This is a genomic window from Halomonas daqiaonensis (assembly GCF_900109725.1).
GTDB lineage: Bacteria > Pseudomonadota > Gammaproteobacteria > Pseudomonadales > Halomonadaceae > Halomonas > Halomonas daqiaonensis.
The window spans coordinates 95866-112176 of the sequence record NZ_FOBC01000012.1 but is presented as its reverse complement, the minus strand read 5'-3'; the positions used below and the strand labels follow the sequence as shown (position 1 = coordinate 112176).

Annotated in this window: 18 protein-coding genes; 8 read left to right on the top strand and 10 right to left on the bottom strand. The window is 65.6% G+C overall.

Translation table 11 applies throughout. The annotated features are described in order from the left end of the window. The 3 genes from BMY30_RS11265 to BMY30_RS11255 all read left to right on the top strand — a co-directional run. A partial coding sequence (locus tag BMY30_RS11265) for a TrkA C-terminal domain-containing protein (RefSeq protein ID WP_280140892.1) occupies positions 1-441 on the top strand: 441 nt, incomplete at its 5' end. A gap of 43 nt (positions 442-484) precedes the next feature. Then, complete coding sequence (locus tag BMY30_RS11260; RefSeq protein WP_089713677.1) at positions 485-1933, top strand: TrkH family potassium uptake protein; 1449 nt, start codon at positions 485-487, stop codon at positions 1931-1933. Between the two features lie 91 nt (positions 1934-2024). After that, positions 2025-3260 carry a TraB/GumN family protein gene (locus BMY30_RS11255; RefSeq protein WP_089713674.1) on the top strand — a complete coding sequence of 412 codons (1236 nt, stop codon included), beginning with the start codon at positions 2025-2027 and terminating at the stop codon, positions 3258-3260. A gap of 10 nt (positions 3261-3270) precedes the next feature. Here the strand turns inward: BMY30_RS11255 and BMY30_RS11250 are convergent, their stop codons facing one another. The 5 genes from BMY30_RS11250 to BMY30_RS11230 all read right to left on the bottom strand — a co-directional run bounded on the left by BMY30_RS11250 (position 3271) and on the right by BMY30_RS11230 (position 8493). Beyond that, a complete protein-coding gene (locus BMY30_RS11250) occupies positions 3271-4074 on the bottom strand; it encodes a tRNA-uridine aminocarboxypropyltransferase (RefSeq protein ID WP_089713697.1) in 804 nt (267 codons plus the stop codon). A 54-nt stretch (positions 4075-4128) separates the two neighbouring features. Then, a complete protein-coding gene (locus tag BMY30_RS11245) occupies positions 4129-4866 on the bottom strand; it encodes an SIR2 family NAD-dependent protein deacylase (protein WP_089713672.1) in 738 nt (245 codons plus the stop codon). Between the two features lie 68 nt (positions 4867-4934). Beyond that, entirely contained in the window at positions 4935-5354 is a 420-nt protein-coding gene (locus BMY30_RS11240; protein ID WP_089713671.1) for a SpoIIAA family protein, read from the bottom strand. Between the two features lie 153 nt (positions 5355-5507). After that, positions 5508-7253, bottom strand: a complete 1746-nt coding sequence (gene aceK / locus BMY30_RS11235; RefSeq protein WP_089713669.1) for a bifunctional isocitrate dehydrogenase kinase/phosphatase — start codon at positions 7251-7253, stop codon at positions 5508-5510. Between the two features lie 94 nt (positions 7254-7347). Next, positions 7348-8493 carry a hypothetical protein gene (locus tag BMY30_RS11230; protein WP_139195515.1) on the bottom strand — a complete coding sequence of 382 codons (1146 nt, stop codon included), beginning with the start codon at positions 8491-8493 and terminating at the stop codon, positions 7348-7350. Between the two features lie 128 nt (positions 8494-8621). On the opposite strand from BMY30_RS11230, the gene BMY30_RS11225 reads away from it, so the two are divergent. The 3 genes from BMY30_RS11225 to BMY30_RS11215 all read left to right on the top strand — a co-directional run bounded on the left by BMY30_RS11225 (position 8622) and on the right by BMY30_RS11215 (position 10509). Beyond that, complete coding sequence (locus BMY30_RS11225) at positions 8622-9374, top strand: pseudouridine synthase (RefSeq protein WP_089713663.1); 753 nt, start codon at positions 8622-8624, stop codon at positions 9372-9374. A gap of 4 nt (positions 9375-9378) precedes the next feature. Beyond that, on the top strand, positions 9379-10209 hold the full coding sequence (gene tcdA, locus BMY30_RS11220) for a tRNA cyclic N6-threonylcarbamoyladenosine(37) synthase TcdA (RefSeq protein WP_089713661.1): 831 nt from the start codon (positions 9379-9381) through the stop codon (positions 10207-10209). Positions 10210-10281: 72 nt separating this feature from the next. Further along, positions 10282-10509, top strand: coding sequence for a DUF1653 domain-containing protein (locus BMY30_RS11215; protein ID WP_089713659.1), 228 nt, complete (start codon positions 10282-10284; stop codon positions 10507-10509). A 72-nt stretch (positions 10510-10581) separates the two neighbouring features. Here the strand turns inward: BMY30_RS11215 and bfr are convergent, their stop codons facing one another. The 5 genes from bfr to lptF all read right to left on the bottom strand — a co-directional run bounded on the left by bfr (position 10582) and on the right by lptF (position 14172). Further along, entirely contained in the window at positions 10582-11064 is a 483-nt protein-coding gene (bfr, locus tag BMY30_RS11210; RefSeq protein WP_089713657.1) for a bacterioferritin, read from the bottom strand. A 157-nt stretch (positions 11065-11221) separates the two neighbouring features. After that, positions 11222-11428 carry a (2Fe-2S)-binding protein gene (locus tag BMY30_RS11205; RefSeq protein ID WP_089713654.1) on the bottom strand — a complete coding sequence of 69 codons (207 nt, stop codon included), beginning with the start codon at positions 11426-11428 and terminating at the stop codon, positions 11222-11224. 114 nt (positions 11429-11542) lie between these two features. Then, positions 11543-12016, bottom strand: coding sequence for an RDD family protein (locus BMY30_RS11200; RefSeq protein WP_089713652.1), 474 nt, complete (start codon positions 12014-12016; stop codon positions 11543-11545). Positions 12017-12028: 12 nt separating this feature from the next. Then, positions 12029-13093 carry an LPS export ABC transporter permease LptG gene (lptG, locus tag BMY30_RS11195; protein WP_089713651.1) on the bottom strand — a complete coding sequence of 355 codons (1065 nt, stop codon included), beginning with the start codon at positions 13091-13093 and terminating at the stop codon, positions 12029-12031. Further along, positions 13090-14172, bottom strand: coding sequence for an LPS export ABC transporter permease LptF (gene lptF / locus BMY30_RS11190; protein ID WP_170840125.1), 1083 nt, complete (start codon positions 14170-14172; stop codon positions 13090-13092). Before lptF ends, lptG begins: the two co-directional genes overlap by 4 nt. Positions 14173-14308: 136 nt before the next feature. Here lptF and BMY30_RS11185 point away from each other — a divergent pair, with 136 nt between their 5' ends. Together BMY30_RS11185 and BMY30_RS11180 are read left to right on the top strand one after the other, a co-directional pair. Next, complete coding sequence (locus tag BMY30_RS11185; protein ID WP_089713647.1) at positions 14309-15835, top strand: leucyl aminopeptidase; 1527 nt, start codon at positions 14309-14311, stop codon at positions 15833-15835. After that, the gene (locus BMY30_RS11180) at positions 15836-16282 is read left to right on the top strand and encodes a DNA polymerase III subunit chi (RefSeq protein WP_089713645.1); all 447 of its coding nucleotides are present in this window, start codon (positions 15836-15838) and stop codon (positions 16280-16282) included. The last annotated feature ends 29 nt before the right edge of the window (positions 16283-16311 follow it).

Genomic DNA, 16311 nt, shown 5'->3' with positions numbered 1-16311 from the left:
ATGTCGTCGATGCTGGCCAAGCGCATGGGCGCCAAGAAGGTGCTGACGCTGATCAACAACGCCGCCTACGTGGACCTGGTGCAGGGCGGCGAGATCGACATCGCCATCTCCCCCCAGCAGGCCACCATCGGCAGCCTGCTGACCCACGTGCGGCGCGGCGACATCGTCAACGTCCACTCGCTGCGCCGCGGCGCGGCCGAAGCCATCGAGGCCATCGCCCACGGCGACACCCAGTCATCCAAGGTGGTGGGACGCACCATCGGCGGGATCGACCTGCCCCAGGGCACCACCATCGGCGCCGTGGTGCGCGGCAAGGAAGTGCTGATCGCCCATGACGACGTGGTGGTGGAGTCCGGCGATCACGTCATCCTGTTCGTGATCGACAAGCGCCGGTTGCGTGACGTGGAGCGGCTCTTCCAGGTCGGGTTGACGTTCTTCTGATGGTGCGGCGCGAGACCACCGGCGACCCGAGGAGAGCTTTCCCATGAGCCTGCGCATGATCCTGCGCATCCTGGGCCTGCTGCTGATGATGTTCAGCCTGACCATGGTGCCGCCGATCCTGATCTCGCTGCTGTTCGCCGACGGCATGTGGGAAGCCTTTGCAGTGGCCATCGTCATCACCGTCGTTACCGGCGCGGTGCTGTACCTCCCCAACCGCCACGCCCGCAAGGAGCTGCGCACGCGCGACGGTTTCCTGATCGCGGCGTTGTTCTGGAGCGTGCTGGGGCTGTTCGGCTCGCTGCCGCTGATGCTCACCGGCGACACGGCCCTGACCCTGACCGACGCCGTCTTCGAGTCCTTCTCGGGCCTGACCACCACCGGCGCCACGGTGATCACCGGCATCGACTTCCTGCCCAAGGCGGTTCTCTACTACCGCCAGCAGCTGCAGTGGCTGGGTGGCATGGGGATCGTGGTACTGGCCGTCGCCATCCTGCCGACCCTGGGGGTCGGCGGCATGGCGCTCTACCGCACCGAGATCCCGGGCCCGCTGAAGGACTCCAAGCTGACCCCGCGCATCACCGAAACGGCCAAGGCGCTGTGGTACATCTACGCCACCCTGACCCTTACCTGCATGCTGGCTTACATGGCGGCCGGCATGGACTGGTTCGACGCTCTTGGGCACAGCTTCTCAACCGTTGCCATCGGCGGGTTCTCCACCCATGACGCCAGCATCGGCTACTTCGACAGTGCCGCTATCGAGCTGATCTGCACCGGCTTCCTGGTGATCTCGGCCTTCAGCTTCAGCCTGCACTTCGTCGCCTGGAGACAGCGCAGCCTGATGCACTACTTCCAGGACCCCGAAGCACGCTTCCTGATGCTCTTCCTCGCCGGGCTAACGATGATCACCGCCGTTTCCCTGTGGCTGACCGACACCTATTCGACCACCGAAGGGCTGCGTCATGCGCTGTTCGAGGTGGTCTCGGTGGCCACCACCGCCGGCTTCGCCGTAGCGGATTTCTCCACCTGGCCCGGCGCCCTGCCCTTCCTGCTGTTCGTTGCGGCCTTCGTCGGCGGCTGCTCGGGCTCCACCGGCGGCGGCATGAAGGTGATCCGCATCATCCTGATCCTCAAGCAGGGCATGCGCGAGGTGATGCGCCTGATACATCCCAATGCGGTGATCACGGTGAAGATCGGCAAGGTCAGCGTGCCGGACGGCATCGCCCAAGCGGTGTGGGGCTTCTTCTCGGCCTACGTGATGCTGTTCTTCCTGATGCTGGTGGGCGTGATGGCCACCGGGGTCGACCAGGTCACCGCCTGGTCCACCGTGGGCTCGGCGCTCAACAACCTGGGCCCGGCGCTGGGCGAGGCGTCCGCCCACTACGGTGACCTGCCGGACCTGGCCAAGTGGATCCTGGTGGTGGCCATGCTGCTCGGTCGCCTGGAGATATTCACCGTGCTGGTGCTCTTTACCCCGGCCTTCTGGCGCAGATGAGCGATCAAACGCCACGCGGAGCTTCGTGCGGATTGGCCCGCCGGCAGGCTTCGTGGATAATCGCCCTCTCATTCCTACTGCCCGAGCGTCCATGACCGACTCCCAGGACTCCGTGATCACCGCCCGCCAGGACGACACCACCAGCGGCCCGCGCCGGGTCGTGCAGGTGGGCGAGACCCGCTACACCCTGCTGGGCACCGCCCATGTCTCCGCCGAGAGTGCCACAGACGTGCGTGAGCTGATCCGTTCGGGCGAATTCGACGCCGTGGCCATCGAGCTGTGTGACTCGCGCCACCACAGCCTCACCCATCCCGATGCCATGGGCGAACAGGACCTGTTCCAGATCTTTCGCCAAGGCAAGGCCGGCATGGTGGCAGCCAGCCTGGCGCTAGGGGCCTTCCAGCAGCGGGTGGCCGAGCAGTCGGGCATCGAGCCCGGTGCCGAAATGCGCGCTGCCTTGGAGGAGAGCCGTGACGCCAGCCTGCCACTGCTGTTGATCGACCGAGATGTGGGCGTCACCCTCAAGCGCATCTACCACAATGTGCCCTGGTGGCAGCGCTTCTCGCTGTTCTCGGGGCTGCTCGGCAGCGTGCTGTCGCGCCAGCAGGTCTCCGCCGAGGAGATCGAACGACTCAAGGAGGGTGACGTCCTTGAGTCCACCTTCAGCGAGTTCGCCGCCGAGTCGGCGTCTCTCTACACGCCGCTGATCACCGAACGGGACCGCTACATGGTGCTGCGGCTGGCCGAGGACGCCGGCCCGGGGCGCTATCGGCACGTGCTGGTGGTGATCGGCGCCGGCCACATGAAAGGCATCGCCGAACAGCTGGAGCAACCTCTGCCCGCCGACCCCGCCGCGGAGCGCGAGGCTCTCGATGCCACCCCGCCGCCATCGCGGATCTGGCGGGCGCTACCCTGGGCGATCACCGCCCTGGTGCTGACCGGCTTTGCCATCGGCTTCTCACGCAACACCGAGCTGGGCTGGCAGCTGGTGGCGGAGTGGTTCCTGATCAACGGTGTACTCTCCGGTGCGGCCACCCTGGTGGCCCTAGCCCACCCGGTCACGGTGGTGGCGACCTTCTTCGCCGCCCCGCTGACCTCGCTCAATCCCACCATCGGCGCCGGCTTCGTCGCTGCCGGGGTGGAGCTGTGGATGCGCAAGCCCAAGGTGCGGGACTTCTCGACCCTGCGCCACGACGTCACCGAGCTCAAGGGCTGGTGGCGCAACCGGGTCTCGCGCACCCTGCTGGTGTTCCTGACCGCCACCATCGGCTCCGCCGCCGGCACCTGGATCGCCGGCTTCCGCATCGCCGGGGCACTGTTCGGCTGATCAGGCCTCTCTATCCCTCATCCCGGCGCACCAGCAGGCGCCGCATCGCCGCCGTCGGCGCCTCGAGCTTCTCGTGGCGCCGGCTGGCGGCGTAGCTGTCATTGAAGGCATCGAAGTAGTCGTCCAGGGCCTCGGCGGCATCCTCGTCGCCGCCCTGCCGCAGCAGCTCAGCGGCCACTTCCGCGGTACACAGGTGCTCGACGGAAGCCGGCTTGCGCAGTCGATAGCGGGTCAGCCGCTGGGTGTATAACGGCAGCACCGGCAAGGCATCCAGGTAGGGGCTCTTGCGGAAGATACGCCGCGCCTGGCGCCAGGTGCCATCGAGCAGGAGATAGACCGGGGTATGGCCCGCCGCCTTGGCCTCGGCCACGGCGTCGATGCCCACCACCCGCTCGGCGTAGTCGGGCTGGTCATCGGGAAAGATCACGAAGGGCGCGTAGCGCCTATCCTCGAGCAGTGCCAGCAGGCGCTCGTCGGGCACCGTGCGATACCAGGTGAATACCTCGGTATCGGGCAGCACGTCGCGGATCAAGCGCCCGGTGTTGGTGGGCTTGTTGTGCTCCATGGAGTGCGTCAGCAGCCACACCCTCGCCTCGCTCTCGGCGCCGACCGCATAGGGGCAGAGGCAGTTGAGCACCGGCAGGTTGCAGCCCTTGCAGCGGCTGACAAAGCTGCCCCGGGCCTTGAACTCTCGGCGCGGCGGCCGTGGATGACCGGTTGCGGGGTCACTGGAAAGACCGGTTGCGGGGTCACTGGAAAGTCCGGTGGCCGGGTCGCGATCGATGCCGGCGTCGTGGAAGGTGTCGTCCTGCATGTAGCGCATGGTCCCGGAACTGAAAGGGCCGGCATTCTAGCATGGCTCACCACTTCACTCCTCCAACACCGCCTCCGGCAGCCATAGACGCCCCTCGCTTTGCCAGTGTCGCACCAGCGCCGGAACCCCCTTGCCGGCAGGCTGGCTGATCGCCGTAACACCAGGAGGGACCAGGGCATTCGCCTCGGGATCGACCAGCACGCAGGGGGCGTCTAGGGGAGCATGTTCGAGCAAAGAGGCCGCGGGCATCACGGCGAGCGAGGTACCGACCACCAGCAGCAGGTCGGCCTGCCCGGCGATCTCGCAGGCCGCACCGAAGTGTGGCACGCTCTCGCCGAACCACACCACGTCCGGGCGCAGTTGACTGCCCTTGTCGCACAGATCGCCGAGGGCTATGCCGCCGCAGGGCAGCGGGTAATGCATGCGCGGATCGACCGAAGAGCGCGCCTTGACGATCTCGCCGTGCAGATGGAGGACATGGCGGGAGCCGGCCCGCTCGTGCAGATCATCGATGTTCTGGGTGATGATGCTGACCCGAAAGCCCTGCTTCTCCAGTGCTGCCAGGGCCTCGTGGGCAGCATTGGGATTGGCCCGGCGCACCTGGTCGCGGCGCATGTCGTAGAAGCGCAGCACCCGCTCGGGATCGCGTCGCCAGGCATCGGGCGTGGCGACATCCTCGATGGCATGATCGGCCCAGAGGCCATCACTGGCCCGAAAGGTCTGGATGCCGCTCTCGGCACTGATGCCCGCCCCGGTGAACACCACCAGATGCGGCACACGATGCTCCGCCATTGTTCACCTCCCTCTCCTAAGGCTACTACTCGAGCGCCTGATAGCCATTACTGTTCAACAACGCCATCTTACGCCCCGTGATAGCCCTCCTCTTCGGGATCCTCATGGTCGTCCTTGGGCAGTTCACCGACCCAGGCCATGGCGGCGGCATGATCACTCTTGGCAAAGGTGCCGATCTCCACGACCTTGAACAATCGCTCTTCCAGGTGGGCGATATGCTTCACCCACGACTGGTCGGTGACCACGGCGGCTCGGTGATAATGATCGAGGTCGCCGAGTTGGGTCAGGCCATAGCCGATATCCTTCATCAGCGCCGGCAGCGTCATCCAGCGCAGGCCGTCGAGCTCGGCCATCAGGCTAATCTTGGGATGGGCCCGCTTGGCGGCCTCGATGGCATCGATGGCGCGCTGAAGCTCTTCGGCTGTTACGACACCACTCGCCTTCATCGCCACGACATGGTCCGCCGGGTGGGAGATGAGGTCCAACATGGGCGTTCTCCTTGGGGTTGAGAGCGAAGCAAACCACCTCGGTCGCTTTCAGCATAGCGCGCCGTGACAACCTTGCGGTGCCCACAGGGCACTGCATGAGAATCACAAAAACGGCCTTGTCGCACGCAAGCGTAAAAGCCCGAATACCAAAGCCTAGTGAACCAGGCCGTTGTCGTCATCCCCGGCGAAGCGCTGCTTGTTGCGATAGGGATAGACGTCGATCACCCGTCCGTCGATGATTGCCTGCTGTAGCCCCTTCCAGTAGTCGGCGTCGAACAGTTCCGGGTGGAGCTGGTAGAAGAGCTTGCGCAACCTGACGTCGGCGAACAGGAAAGGACCAAACTCCTCGGGAAAGACATCATGGGGACCCACCGAGTACCAGGGCTCGTCGGCCAGCTCCTGCTCCGGGTACATCGGCTCGGGAATGTGCCGGAAGTTGCACTCGGTGAGATAGCACACCTCGTCGTAGTCGTAGAAGACCACCCGGCCGTGGCGTGTCACGCCGAAGTTCTTGAGCAGCATGTCGCCGGGAAAGATGTTGGCGGCGGCCATCTGCTTGATGGCGTTGCCGTAATCCTTCAGTACCGCCCGGGTCTCGGCCTCGTCGCACTGCTCGAGATAGAGGTTGAGCGGGATCATCATGCGCTCGGTATAGCAGTGCTTGATGATCACCTTGTCGCCACGCAGATAGACGGTCGAGGGAGCCACCTCCAGCAGGTGCGCCAAGCACTCGGGGTCGAAGTGATCCTGGCGGGCGATGAAGTTGGAGAACTCCTGGGTATCGGCCATGCGACCCACGCGGTCATGGCGCTTGACCATACGATACTTCTCGCGGACGTTCTCGCGGCTCATGTCCTTGCTCGGGTCGAAGCGGTCCTTGATGATCTTGAACACGGTCCGGAAAGACGGCAGCACGAAGACCGCCATGACCATGCCACGCACCCCAGGGGCAATGATGAACTTGTCCTCGCGCCGAGCCACCTGCCGGTTGAGGGCCCGGAAGAACTCGGTCTTGCCGTGCTTGAAGAAGCCGATGGCGGCATACATTTCGCCCTGGGGCTTGTCGGGCATCAGCTCCTGGAGGTAGTGCACGAACTCGCTGGGAACCACTACCTTGACCTGGAAGTAGGCGCGGGTGAAAGAGAAGATGATCGAGACCTCATCCTGCTCGATCAGCACGGTATCCAGGTGCAGCCCCTCGCCCTCCTCGTGCAGCACCGGCAGCACCAGCGGCACCTGCTGGCCATCGCCCAGCACTCGACCGACCAGGTAGGCACCCTTGTTGCGGTAGAAGACACTCTTGATCAGTTCGATCTCGGCATCGGGGTCCTCGAGGATGGTGCTGGGCAGCAGTCGATGGAGCATCTCGCTGCCCAGGGCCGCATCGTGCTCCAGATCGACGAAGGGTGTCTCGAAACGCGCCTCGCCCAGGGCCCAGCGCAAGCCCGCGGCCCAATCACCACCCACCCGCTGGCGCCGGCACAGCTCAAGACCAGAGTGGTGAGCCGCCCGCTCACGGGAGCTGTAGACGAACATCCAGTCGTTGTGGATATGCCGATGATGGAAGAGCGAGCAGAATATCGAGTTGAAGAAGGTCTCGGCCAGCTCGTAGTCCAACCGCTGGTCGATCAGCTCGGCGTAATGCTGCCGGGCCTCCCGCCAGCAATCGAAGCTGGTCAGCAGTTCAGCATCGAAGGTACGTCTCAGCCTGGCCAGCGTTTCCTGTACCTTCTCGTCATAGAGGTCGATGCGCTCCGCTGAGGCTTTCTGGGCCTCGCGCCAGGCGGCATCCCGGAAGCGGCGGCTGGCATCCGCGGTAATCTGCTTGAAGCGCGAGCGGTACTCGTCGAAGCCATGCAGCACGGTGGCGGCGAGATGGTAGGGGGGCGAATGCTTCATGGTCGGGCTCCAGGCAGAAGTCCCTCCAGCATGACGACTTGTGCAGCGCAAGGCGAGCCGACCATGGTGGCGCCCGCCGGGAACACCAGCAGCGTCACTCGTCCTCGCCCTTGTCCTCGCCCAGGGCCAGTACATGCACCAGCGCGCGCCACAGGCCCCAGCCGTCCCGCCAGTCCGGCGACACCGCCACGTGCTGCAACGCCTGGGTCTCGAAGAGGCGAGCCTGACCCTGCGGCAGCGCATCGCGCAGGCGCCGGCTGTGGCTGATCGGAATCACTCGATCCTGCGGGCCGTGGATCAGTACCAGTCTGGCGTGCAACCTGTCGAGCGGCTGCCGCGAGGGGTCCAGCGCTTCGAGCTCCTTCACCAGCGCTGGCGGCAACTTGTCGATCAGCGCCTCAATGCGGCCCGGATCCTCATTGGTCACCAGTTCATAGAGCGCGCTCCCCGATGGCCCCAGCCGGCGGGCCTCGTCGCGAACCGAGGACTCGGGATCCGTCAGCCGGCGCCGAGCGATGCTCTCCAGCAGTGCCCGGTCCTGGGCATCTTCCAGCCAGTGAAGCTGGCTCATCAACACGGCCCAGCGCGCCTCCCGCTGCGGCGGAGGTGCCTCCCGTGCGCTCCCGCCACGGTCTTCACCGGTGGTGACATAGCGCAGCAGGTCCGTCATGTCGTAGTAGCCGCCCACGGCAACCACGAAGCTCACCGCCGAGGCCACCTCCTGATCCATGGCAGCGATCAACGTCGGCCCCACCGCGAAGCTGACCGCAGCCAGCGCCGTGTGCGACGGCGCCTGGGATCCCGTTCGGGTGGCATAGTGGACGGCATCGACGATTGCCTGCACCTCGCGAGTACTGATGGAGTAGTCCCGCAAGCCGTCGAGTTCCGGCACCATCACCCTGAACCCCACCCGGCCGAGGGTCCTCGCCAGTGCCACCAGGCGCGGGTCGCGACGGCCCTGCTCGGTGAAGCCATGCACCAGGATCAGCGACCCCCGTCGTGGCTCAAGCGGATGGTAGACATCCGCCCGGTAGGCGCGACCCCGCCGTACGTACTCAACCCCTTCCCGGCGGGGCGCCTCGGTACGACGCTTAAGCCGGCTCTCCTCGCTGCCCGCTGACAGGTCGCCCAGCACCAGCATGGCTTCGTGGTGGCGAGCCAGGCTGGCACATCCCGACAGCAGCGCAGGGAGCAGGCCCAGCGCCATCAGCAGGGTCCCCAGACGTAGACGAACTCTCATGTCAAACAGCCTAGCGGCCATGCTGATCTCTCGCCGGACTTTCGCGGTTACCACAAGGCACGGGCGGGATGACAGCAGGGCGTCGGACAGCGACAATGGCGCCCCCTCGATCCCGTGACGATGCTCCGATGACACCCGCACTGAGTCTTCTCCATCAGGATGACCACCTGGTCGCCGTGCACAAGCCGGCCGGCCTGCTGGTGCATCGCAGCGCGCTTGCCCGCGGTGAGCGCGAGTTTCTGGTGCAACAGCTGCGCGACCAGCTCGGCCAACGGGTCTACCCGGTCCACCGCCTGGATCGCCCCACGTCCGGGGTGATCGTCTTCGCGCTCGACCCCGAGACCGCCGCAGGCCTGCAAAAGGCTTTCACAGCGCGCCAGGTGGAGAAACGCTACCTGGCGGTAGTGCGGGGCATCGGCCCGCAACAGGAACGGCTGGACTACCCGCTGCGGGAGGAGGATGGCCGACGCCCCAAGGCCGAGATGCCGGCCATGGAGGCGGTGACCGAGGTCCGCCGGCTCGACAGCGTCGAGCTGCCGGTCCGGGTGGATCGCTATCCCCAGAGCCGCTACTCGCTGATCGAGGCAAGGCCACAGACCGGACGCCGCCATCAGATCCGCCGCCATCTTTCCCGGCGTGGCTATCCGATCATCGGCGATGCCAAGCACGGCAAGGGCAACCATAACCGCTTCTTCGCCGAACGTCTGGAATGCCCGCGCCTGCTGCTGGCAGCGGTGGGCCTGGCCTTAGACCACCCGGTGAGTGGCCAGCGCCTCGACCTCTGCTGCCCCCTGGATGCCTGCATGACGAGGCTCTTCGAGCGCTTCGGCTGGACGGGCCACTTGCCGGCGCCGACCCGACACTCGACCGCTCGAGCATGATGCCATGACCGACTCCGCCACCTTTACCTCCCCCGCCGCTGCCCTGGACGACCACGACGCCCGCTTCGGCGGTATCCGCCGGCTCTACGGCCAGCGCGCCGCCGAGCGTTTCCGCCGCGCTCATGTGGTGGTGGTGGGCGTGGGCGGCGTGGGCAGCTGGACGGTGGAGGCGCTGGCGCGTTCCGGCATCGGCAAGCTAACGCTGATCGATCTCGACGACGTCTGCGTCAGCAACGTCAACCGCCAGCTGCACGCCCTGGATGGCACCATCGGCCGCCCCAAGGTGGAGGTGCTGGCCGAGCGCTGCCGGGCCATCCAGCCGGGCATCGAGGTGGTGGCCGACACCGCCTTCGTGACCCCCACGAACCTCGCCGAGCGCATCCCCGACGATGCCGACCATGTGGTGGACGCCATCGACAGCGTGGTCGCCAAGGCGGCGCTGATCGCCTGGTGCAAGCGTCGCAAGCTGGCGATCACTGTGACCGGTGCCGCGGGCGGCCAGACCGACCCGACCCGCATCCGGGTGGCTGACTTGACCCGCACCGAGCACGACCCGCTGCTCGCCAAGGTGCGTGCCCGGTTGCGTCGCGACTTCGGCTTCTCGCGTAATCCGAAGCGGCGCTTCTCCGTGGAGTGCATCTATTCGGACGAGCAGCTGGTCTACCCGGGCAGCGACGGCGAAGTGTGCTTCCAGAGGCCCGCCGAGGGGGAGGCCACCCGGCTCGACTGCGCCTCGGGCTTCGGGGCGGCGACCTTCGTCACCGGCAGCTTCGGCTTCGCGGCCGCCGCCCGGGTGCTGGCCCGGCTGGCGAAACAGACTCACACCACGCCCTGAGCCCACGCGTCAGATCATGCCGTTGAGATCACGCCCTTGCGACCATGCCCTTGAGACCAGAGGAGTACTCCCATGGAACACAATCTCCCCCGCCCCGGGATCTATCGTCATTACAAGGGCCCGCTCTACGAGGTGCTCGGCGTTGCCCGGCACAGCGAGACCGAGGAGAAACTGGTGGCCTATCGCGCCCTCTACGGCGATTACGGCCTCTGGGTCCGCCCCCTGGACATGTTCCTGGAAACCGTCGAGGTCCAGGGCGAGCCCGTGCCGCGCTTTGCCCTGGAGAAGGCTTTCACCTGACGCAGAAGCGCCCCGCGGCCAAGGCCACGGGGCGCTTCTCGTCGGGGACCGGGAATCGATCGAGGTTGAACGTTACTCCTCGCCGGCCTCCTGCATCTGACGCTGCATATAGTTCTCGATGCCCACCTTGTCGATAAGGCCGAGTTCGGTCTCGATGTGATCGATATGGCCTTCCTCGTCGGCAAGGATGTCCCGGAAGAGGTCGCGGGTGACGTAGTCCTTGACCTGCTCACAGTAGGTGATGGCTTCGATGTAGTCGTTGCGGCCTTCGTGCTCGATCTTCAGGTCGCTCTCAAGCATCTCGCGAACGTTCTCGCCGATGTGCAGCTTGCCGAGGTCCTGGAGGTTGGGCACGCCTTCAAGGAAAAGGATACGCTCGATCAGCTTGTCGGCGTGCTGCATCTCCTCGATGGACTCATCGTACTCCCACTTGGCTAGCGCCTTCAGGCCCCAGTCCTTGTACATCTTGGCATGCAGAAAATACTGGTTGATGGCTACCAGCTCGTTGCCGAGTGCAGTGTTCAGATGTTCGATAACCTTGCTGTCGCCTTTCATCTCATTACCTCGATCATGATTGTCAGGGGGCTGACTACTAGCTTGGCACGGCCATCAGAGCCTGGCCAGCCCGTACCCGAACAGTCTAGGCAATGTCATGCGAAACTCAATAAAATCATGGGCTTGTTAAAACAAAAGCGAACGATAGTGATTATCATCAGACAGCGTAGGCGAGTCCTTCGGCCGAAGCCCTGAGCTCATCCCGGATCGCTTCGCGGGTGATGTCCTTGCCGGTGCAGGCACATTTGCCGCACTGAGTCCCGCACCCCGTTGCCTGCTGGACCTCACGCCAGCTGCGCGCACCGCTCTCCACGGCCCCTCGGATCCGGTGGTCGGTCACGTTCTTGCAGAGACAGACGTACATAACATCACCTCACGCTGATCATGAACTAAATGTAAATGATTCGCATGGATGATCGCAAGCAGTTTCCCGCAAAAAAATGTCCGAGCTCAGCTCTGGCAAACCGCGACACTCAACTCAACGGCGCTTGGGAAGGACCACCACCCGAGTACCCGAGGCGATATCCGGCCAACTGCGTTTCTCGCCGTCGACGAGAATCCACAGATACCCCAGGCCGAAGGCAGCCAGCGAAATGGCGGCCACTAGGTAACGCTGCAGCGCCTGCAGAGCGGTGATCGAGCAGCCATCTCGAGTCTGAACTCGCAACCGCCAGGCCTGCATGCCCAGCGTCATGCCGCCGCGGGTCCAGAAGAAGGCAAAGAAGGCGAAGGCGCTGACCGCCAGCAGCAGGCGCAGCGAAAGCACCTGGGCGAGCCCCGTGCCCACCTGCTCAGCCGGCACCTCCAGCACCAGCCGGACCACGGCCAGGTGGGCCGAGACCATGACAATCCAGATCGCCAGCACCAGCAGGCCATCGTAGAACATGGCGCCCAGCCGCCGACCGAGGCCGGCCGGCCAGATATCGTCGAGTTGGTCGAAGCGGCGTTGCATGAATCCCTCTGTTCAGCCTGTACGGCGCAATAGATAGAACCCCAGCCCGGCACACAGCAGCGTCGGGGCCAGTACTGCCCAGACCGGCGAGAAGCCGAATACCGTGGAGGCCGGACCCAGCAAGTCCTGCACGTACTTGAAGATCAGGCCGGTAATCACCCCGTAGAAGACCCGGGTGCCGGCGGCCACGGTCCGCAGGGGACCGAACACGAAGGAAGCGGCCACCAGCACCAGCGACGCCATGGTCAGCGGCATCAGCATTTTCTGCCAGAAATACAGCAGCGGCTGGGTCGCCTGCTGGCCCTGATCGCGCAGGTAACGAGCATAGGCCCATAGCTCGCTGGGTGCCTGGCTCTCCACGTCACGAAGCAACCGACTGAGCTGGTCCGGCGTCATGGCGGTCTCCCAGACACGGGTGTCATGGCGCTCAACCTCGGTGCGCGACTCATGGAAGCGGGTCACCGCCACATCCTCCAGTTCCCAGCGATCCTCGCGCCACACCGCCCGCCGGGCGCTCGTCGCCTCGCGCAGGGTTTTGTCCTCGAAGCGATAGCGGGTCAGGTCGAGCACGGTGTCATCGGCGCGGATGGCACCGAAGCGATAGAAGCTGTCGCCCTCACGCTGCCAACCGCCGCGCTCGGTGAGTACCGCCCCCTCGCCCTGCATCTGCTGGAGGCGCCAGGCGCTGGCGAACTGCTCGGTACGCGGGCTGACGAACTCGGCGATGACGAGCACGATCAGAATCACCAGGATGATCGGCTTCATCACGCTCCAGAGGATCCGTACCAGCGAGCGTCCAGCGGCTCGCATCACCGTCAATTCATTGCTCGAGGCCATGCTGCCCAGGCCGATCAGCGCCCCGATCAGTACCCCCACGGGCGCGTACTGATAGAAGCGCCAGGGCAGGCGCATCAGCAGGTAGAGCAGTACCTGGAAGGCACCATAGTCGCCCTCCACGTCGCCGAGGTCGTTGATGTAGGTGATCACCAGGTCCAGGCCCAGCAGCAGCACCTGCACCACGATAATGGCTCCCAGCACGTTGCGGGCGATATAGCGATCGAGCCGGTCGTTGATCATCCGCTCATTCCCTTGTGCTGAGCCCGGACCATCATCGCCAGGCCGATGGCCAGGAAGCCACCATGAATCGGCCACATCCCCACCGCCACCGGCCAGTTGCCGCGACCGATGGCGTCCAGCGCCGCCAGCAGCAGACTGAGATAGGCCACATAGAGGAAGATGGCCGGCAACAGCTTGGCGAAGCGCCCCTGGCGCGGATTGACCCGGGAGAGCGGCATGGCCAGCAGGGTCAGGATGAAGACCATCAGCGGCAGGCCCAGCCGCCACTGCAGGTGGGCCCGCGCCGGCAGGGCGTCATCGCTGAACAGCGCCGATGTGGTGGCGTACTCGGGCACATCGAGGTCGGGACTCTCGGCCGCCCCCGAGAGGCGCACCGCATAGGTGCCGAACGCCAGCCGTTCGGCTTCGGCCCGGCCGGGGTCGACGCTGTAGCGCTTGCCGTCAGCGAGTACCAGGAAGCGGCTGCCGGTCTCCGGATCGACGGTCTGGTAGCCGGTTTCGGCCCGGGTCACCACGCTCTCCGGGGTTTCGTCGCCACGCGACTGCCGCTCGCTGATGAAGATCTCCTGCATCCGACTCTGGTCCTCGTTCATGGCCTCGGTGTAAGCCGTGCGCCCGCCGCCGAAGTCCTGGAAGCGTCCCGGTGTCAGGGCGGAGAAGTCGATCTGGCTGCGCTGCTCTTCGAGGAGCACCTCGTTTTGCAGGGCCCCGGCCGGCGTCAGCCAGAGGCTGCACAGCCCCACCAGGATCGCCACCAGGGTTGCGGGCACCAGGCTGACCTGCAGCAGGCGGTTGGGGCTGGTGCCGCAGGCCACCAGGACGGTGATCTCGCTGTTGAGGTAGAGCTGGCCATAGGCCAGCAGGATGCCCAGGAAGAACGCCAGCGGCAGGATCAGCTCGAGGAACCCCGGCAGGTGGAAGAGCATCAGGGTGCCGAGGATGCTCACCGGGATATCACCCTCGGCGGCATTGGAGAAGTAGCGGATGAAGCGGCTACCCATGATCACCAGCAACAGGACACCCGCCACGGCGGCCATGGTCAGCAGGATCTCGCGGGTCAGATAACGGAATATGATCAACGCTGTCTCCCGGTCCGGCACCCCAGGGGGCCGGCCATCTTCCATGCAATGACGCCTTGCCTTGGGTACACTGGCATCACTCGGCAACGTGCCGGCATTATCCAGAATCCCCCATCGCTTGTCTTGTGGAGTCACCATGGAATTCCCTGTCCAGACGGCCAATCCCGCCAAGGCCGAGACGGCCTGTCTCGTGGTACCGGTGTTCAAGGACGGCGAACTGTTGCCCGCTGCCGCCAAGCTCGACGATGTCAGCGAGCGGCTGATCGGCCAGTTGATCGAGCGCGGTGATTTTGACGCCAGACTGGGCAATGTGCTGATGGTCCCCTTCGCCCCGGGACTCAATGGCGACCGCCTGATGCTGGTGGGCCTCGGCGAGCGCGACAAGTGCCGGGAAGGGGCCTTCCGCAAGGCGCTCGATGCCGCCTTCACGGCCCTGGCGGCACTGCCCGTCGAGGACGTTGCCGTGGCCTTCACCGACGTACCGGTGCCTGAGCGCGCCTGCGACTGGAAGGCCCGCATGGTGGCCGAGGCGGCCCATCGCGCCGTCTACCGCTTCGACGAGTTCAAGTCCGAGAAGGCGCCCGTGCCGCAGCTCTCCCGCATCACCCTGCTGGTCAGCGAGCAGGGCGATGCCGAGGCGGCCCGCCAGGGCGGGCGCATCGGGGACGCCATCGGCCAGGGGGTGGCCACCACCCGCACGCTTGGCAACCTGCCGGGCAACGTCTGCACCCCTAGCTACCTGGCCGAGCAGGCCGAAGCGCTGGGCCATGCCGCCGACGGAGCGTTGTCCGTGGAGATCCTCGACGAGGAGGCCCTGGAGCGCCTCGGCGCCCACAGCCTGCTCTCCGTAGGCCGCGGCAGTGAGCAGCCCTCGCGGCTGATCGTCATGAAGTACCAGGGCGCCGAGAGCCCCGATGAGGCGCCCCATGTGCTGGTCGGCAAGGGCATCACCTTCGACACCGGCGGCATCTCGCTCAAGCCTGGCGAGGCCATGGACGAGATGAAGTTCGACATGTGCGGGGCCGCCAGCGTGTTCGGCACCGTCAAGGCGATCCTGGCCATCAGGCCGAAGATCAACCTGGTGGCCATCGTCGCCGCCGCCGAGAACATGCCCGACGGCCGCGCCACCAAGCCCGGCGACATCATCAAGACCCTCAAGGGACTTTCCGTGGAGGTGCTCAACACCGACGCCGAAGGTCGCCTGGTGCTGTGCGATGCCCTGACCTATGCCGAGCGCTTCGAGCCGGCCAGCGTGGTCGATATCGCTACCCTCACCGGTGCTGCCATCATCGCCCTGGGCCACCATGCCACAGGCCTGCTCGCCAACGACGATGACCTGGCGCTGGACCTGCTTGATGCCGGCGAGACCGCCTGGGACCGCGCCTGGCATCTGCCGCTGTGGGACGAGTACCAGGAGCAATTGGACTCCAACTTCGCCGACCTGGCCAATATCGGAGGCCGTCCGGCGGGCACCATCACCGCCGCCTGCTTCCTCTCGCGCTTCGCCGACCAGTTCCCCTGGGCCCACCTGGACATCGCCGGCACGGCCTGGTCCTCCGGCAAGGAGAAGGGCGCCAGCGGCCGCCCGGTGGGACTGCTGACCCAGTACCTGCTGGACCGTGAGGAGGAAACACGCAGCGTGGAGAACGGCAACGAACTCTAGATGACCCAGGTCGACTTCTACATCCTCCCTGACACCACCCTGGAGGCGCGTCTCGACTTTGCCTGCCGGCTGGCCGAGACCATCTATCGCAAGGGCTATCGGCTGCACCTGCATGCCGAGGACGAGGCCATGGCCAGGGAGCTGGATGACCGGCTCTGGACCTTCCGCGCCGACGCCTATGTGCCCCACGCCCTGTCGGGGAGCGAAGCGGAAGCCAGCGTCCCGGTGACCATCGGCTGGCAGGACCTGCCGATGGTCGGCGAGCCGCCCCAGGCACTGCTCAACCTGCACCCGGGTATCCCCGAGTGGTTCTCGCGCTTCGAGCGGGTCGCCGAGATCATCAACCAGCACCAGGACGTGCTCACCGCCAAGCGCGAGTGCTGGAAGACCTACAAGCAGCGCGGCTATCCGGTCACCCCCCACCACTTGAAGGGCCAGGCGGGCTGACGCCTCACCCGGCGTCACGCTATAATCAG

Bases quoted from the DNA above. Each gene is read 5' to 3' on its own strand.
- BMY30_RS11185 (WP_089713647.1), top strand. From the start codon at position 14,309: ATGGAATTCCCTGTCCAGACGGCCAATCCCGCCAAGGCCGAGACGGCC.
- BMY30_RS11180 (WP_089713645.1), top strand. From the start codon at position 15,836: ATGACCCAGGTCGACTTCTACATCCTCCCTGACACCACCCTGGAGGCG.
- lptG (WP_089713651.1), bottom strand. From the start codon at position 13,093: ATGATCAACGACCGGCTCGATCGCTATATCGCCCGCAACGTGCTGGGA.
- BMY30_RS11200 (WP_089713652.1), bottom strand. From the start codon at position 12,016: ATGCAACGCCGCTTCGACCAACTCGACGATATCTGGCCGGCCGGCCTC.
- BMY30_RS11255 (WP_089713674.1), top strand. From the start codon at position 2,025: ATGACCGACTCCCAGGACTCCGTGATCACCGCCCGCCAGGACGACACC.
- BMY30_RS11225 (WP_089713663.1), top strand. From the start codon at position 8,622: ATGACACCCGCACTGAGTCTTCTCCATCAGGATGACCACCTGGTCGCC.
- BMY30_RS11215 (WP_089713659.1), top strand. From the start codon at position 10,282: ATGGAACACAATCTCCCCCGCCCCGGGATCTATCGTCATTACAAGGGC.
- BMY30_RS11230 (WP_139195515.1), bottom strand. From the start codon at position 8,493: ATGAGAGTTCGTCTACGTCTGGGGACCCTGCTGATGGCGCTGGGCCTG.
- BMY30_RS11250 (WP_089713697.1), bottom strand. From the start codon at position 4,074: ATGCAGGACGACACCTTCCACGACGCCGGCATCGATCGCGACCCGGCC.
- tcdA (WP_089713661.1), top strand. From the start codon at position 9,379: ATGACCGACTCCGCCACCTTTACCTCCCCCGCCGCTGCCCTGGACGAC.
- bfr (WP_089713657.1), bottom strand. From the start codon at position 11,064: ATGAAAGGCGACAGCAAGGTTATCGAACATCTGAACACTGCACTCGGC.
- BMY30_RS11205 (WP_089713654.1), bottom strand. From the start codon at position 11,428: ATGTACGTCTGTCTCTGCAAGAACGTGACCGACCACCGGATCCGAGGG.
- BMY30_RS11245 (WP_089713672.1), bottom strand. From the start codon at position 4,866: ATGGCGGAGCATCGTGTGCCGCATCTGGTGGTGTTCACCGGGGCGGGC.
- BMY30_RS11240 (WP_089713671.1), bottom strand. From the start codon at position 5,354: ATGTTGGACCTCATCTCCCACCCGGCGGACCATGTCGTGGCGATGAAG.
- BMY30_RS11260 (WP_089713677.1), top strand. From the start codon at position 485: ATGAGCCTGCGCATGATCCTGCGCATCCTGGGCCTGCTGCTGATGATG.
- aceK (WP_089713669.1), bottom strand. From the start codon at position 7,253: ATGAAGCATTCGCCCCCCTACCATCTCGCCGCCACCGTGCTGCATGGC.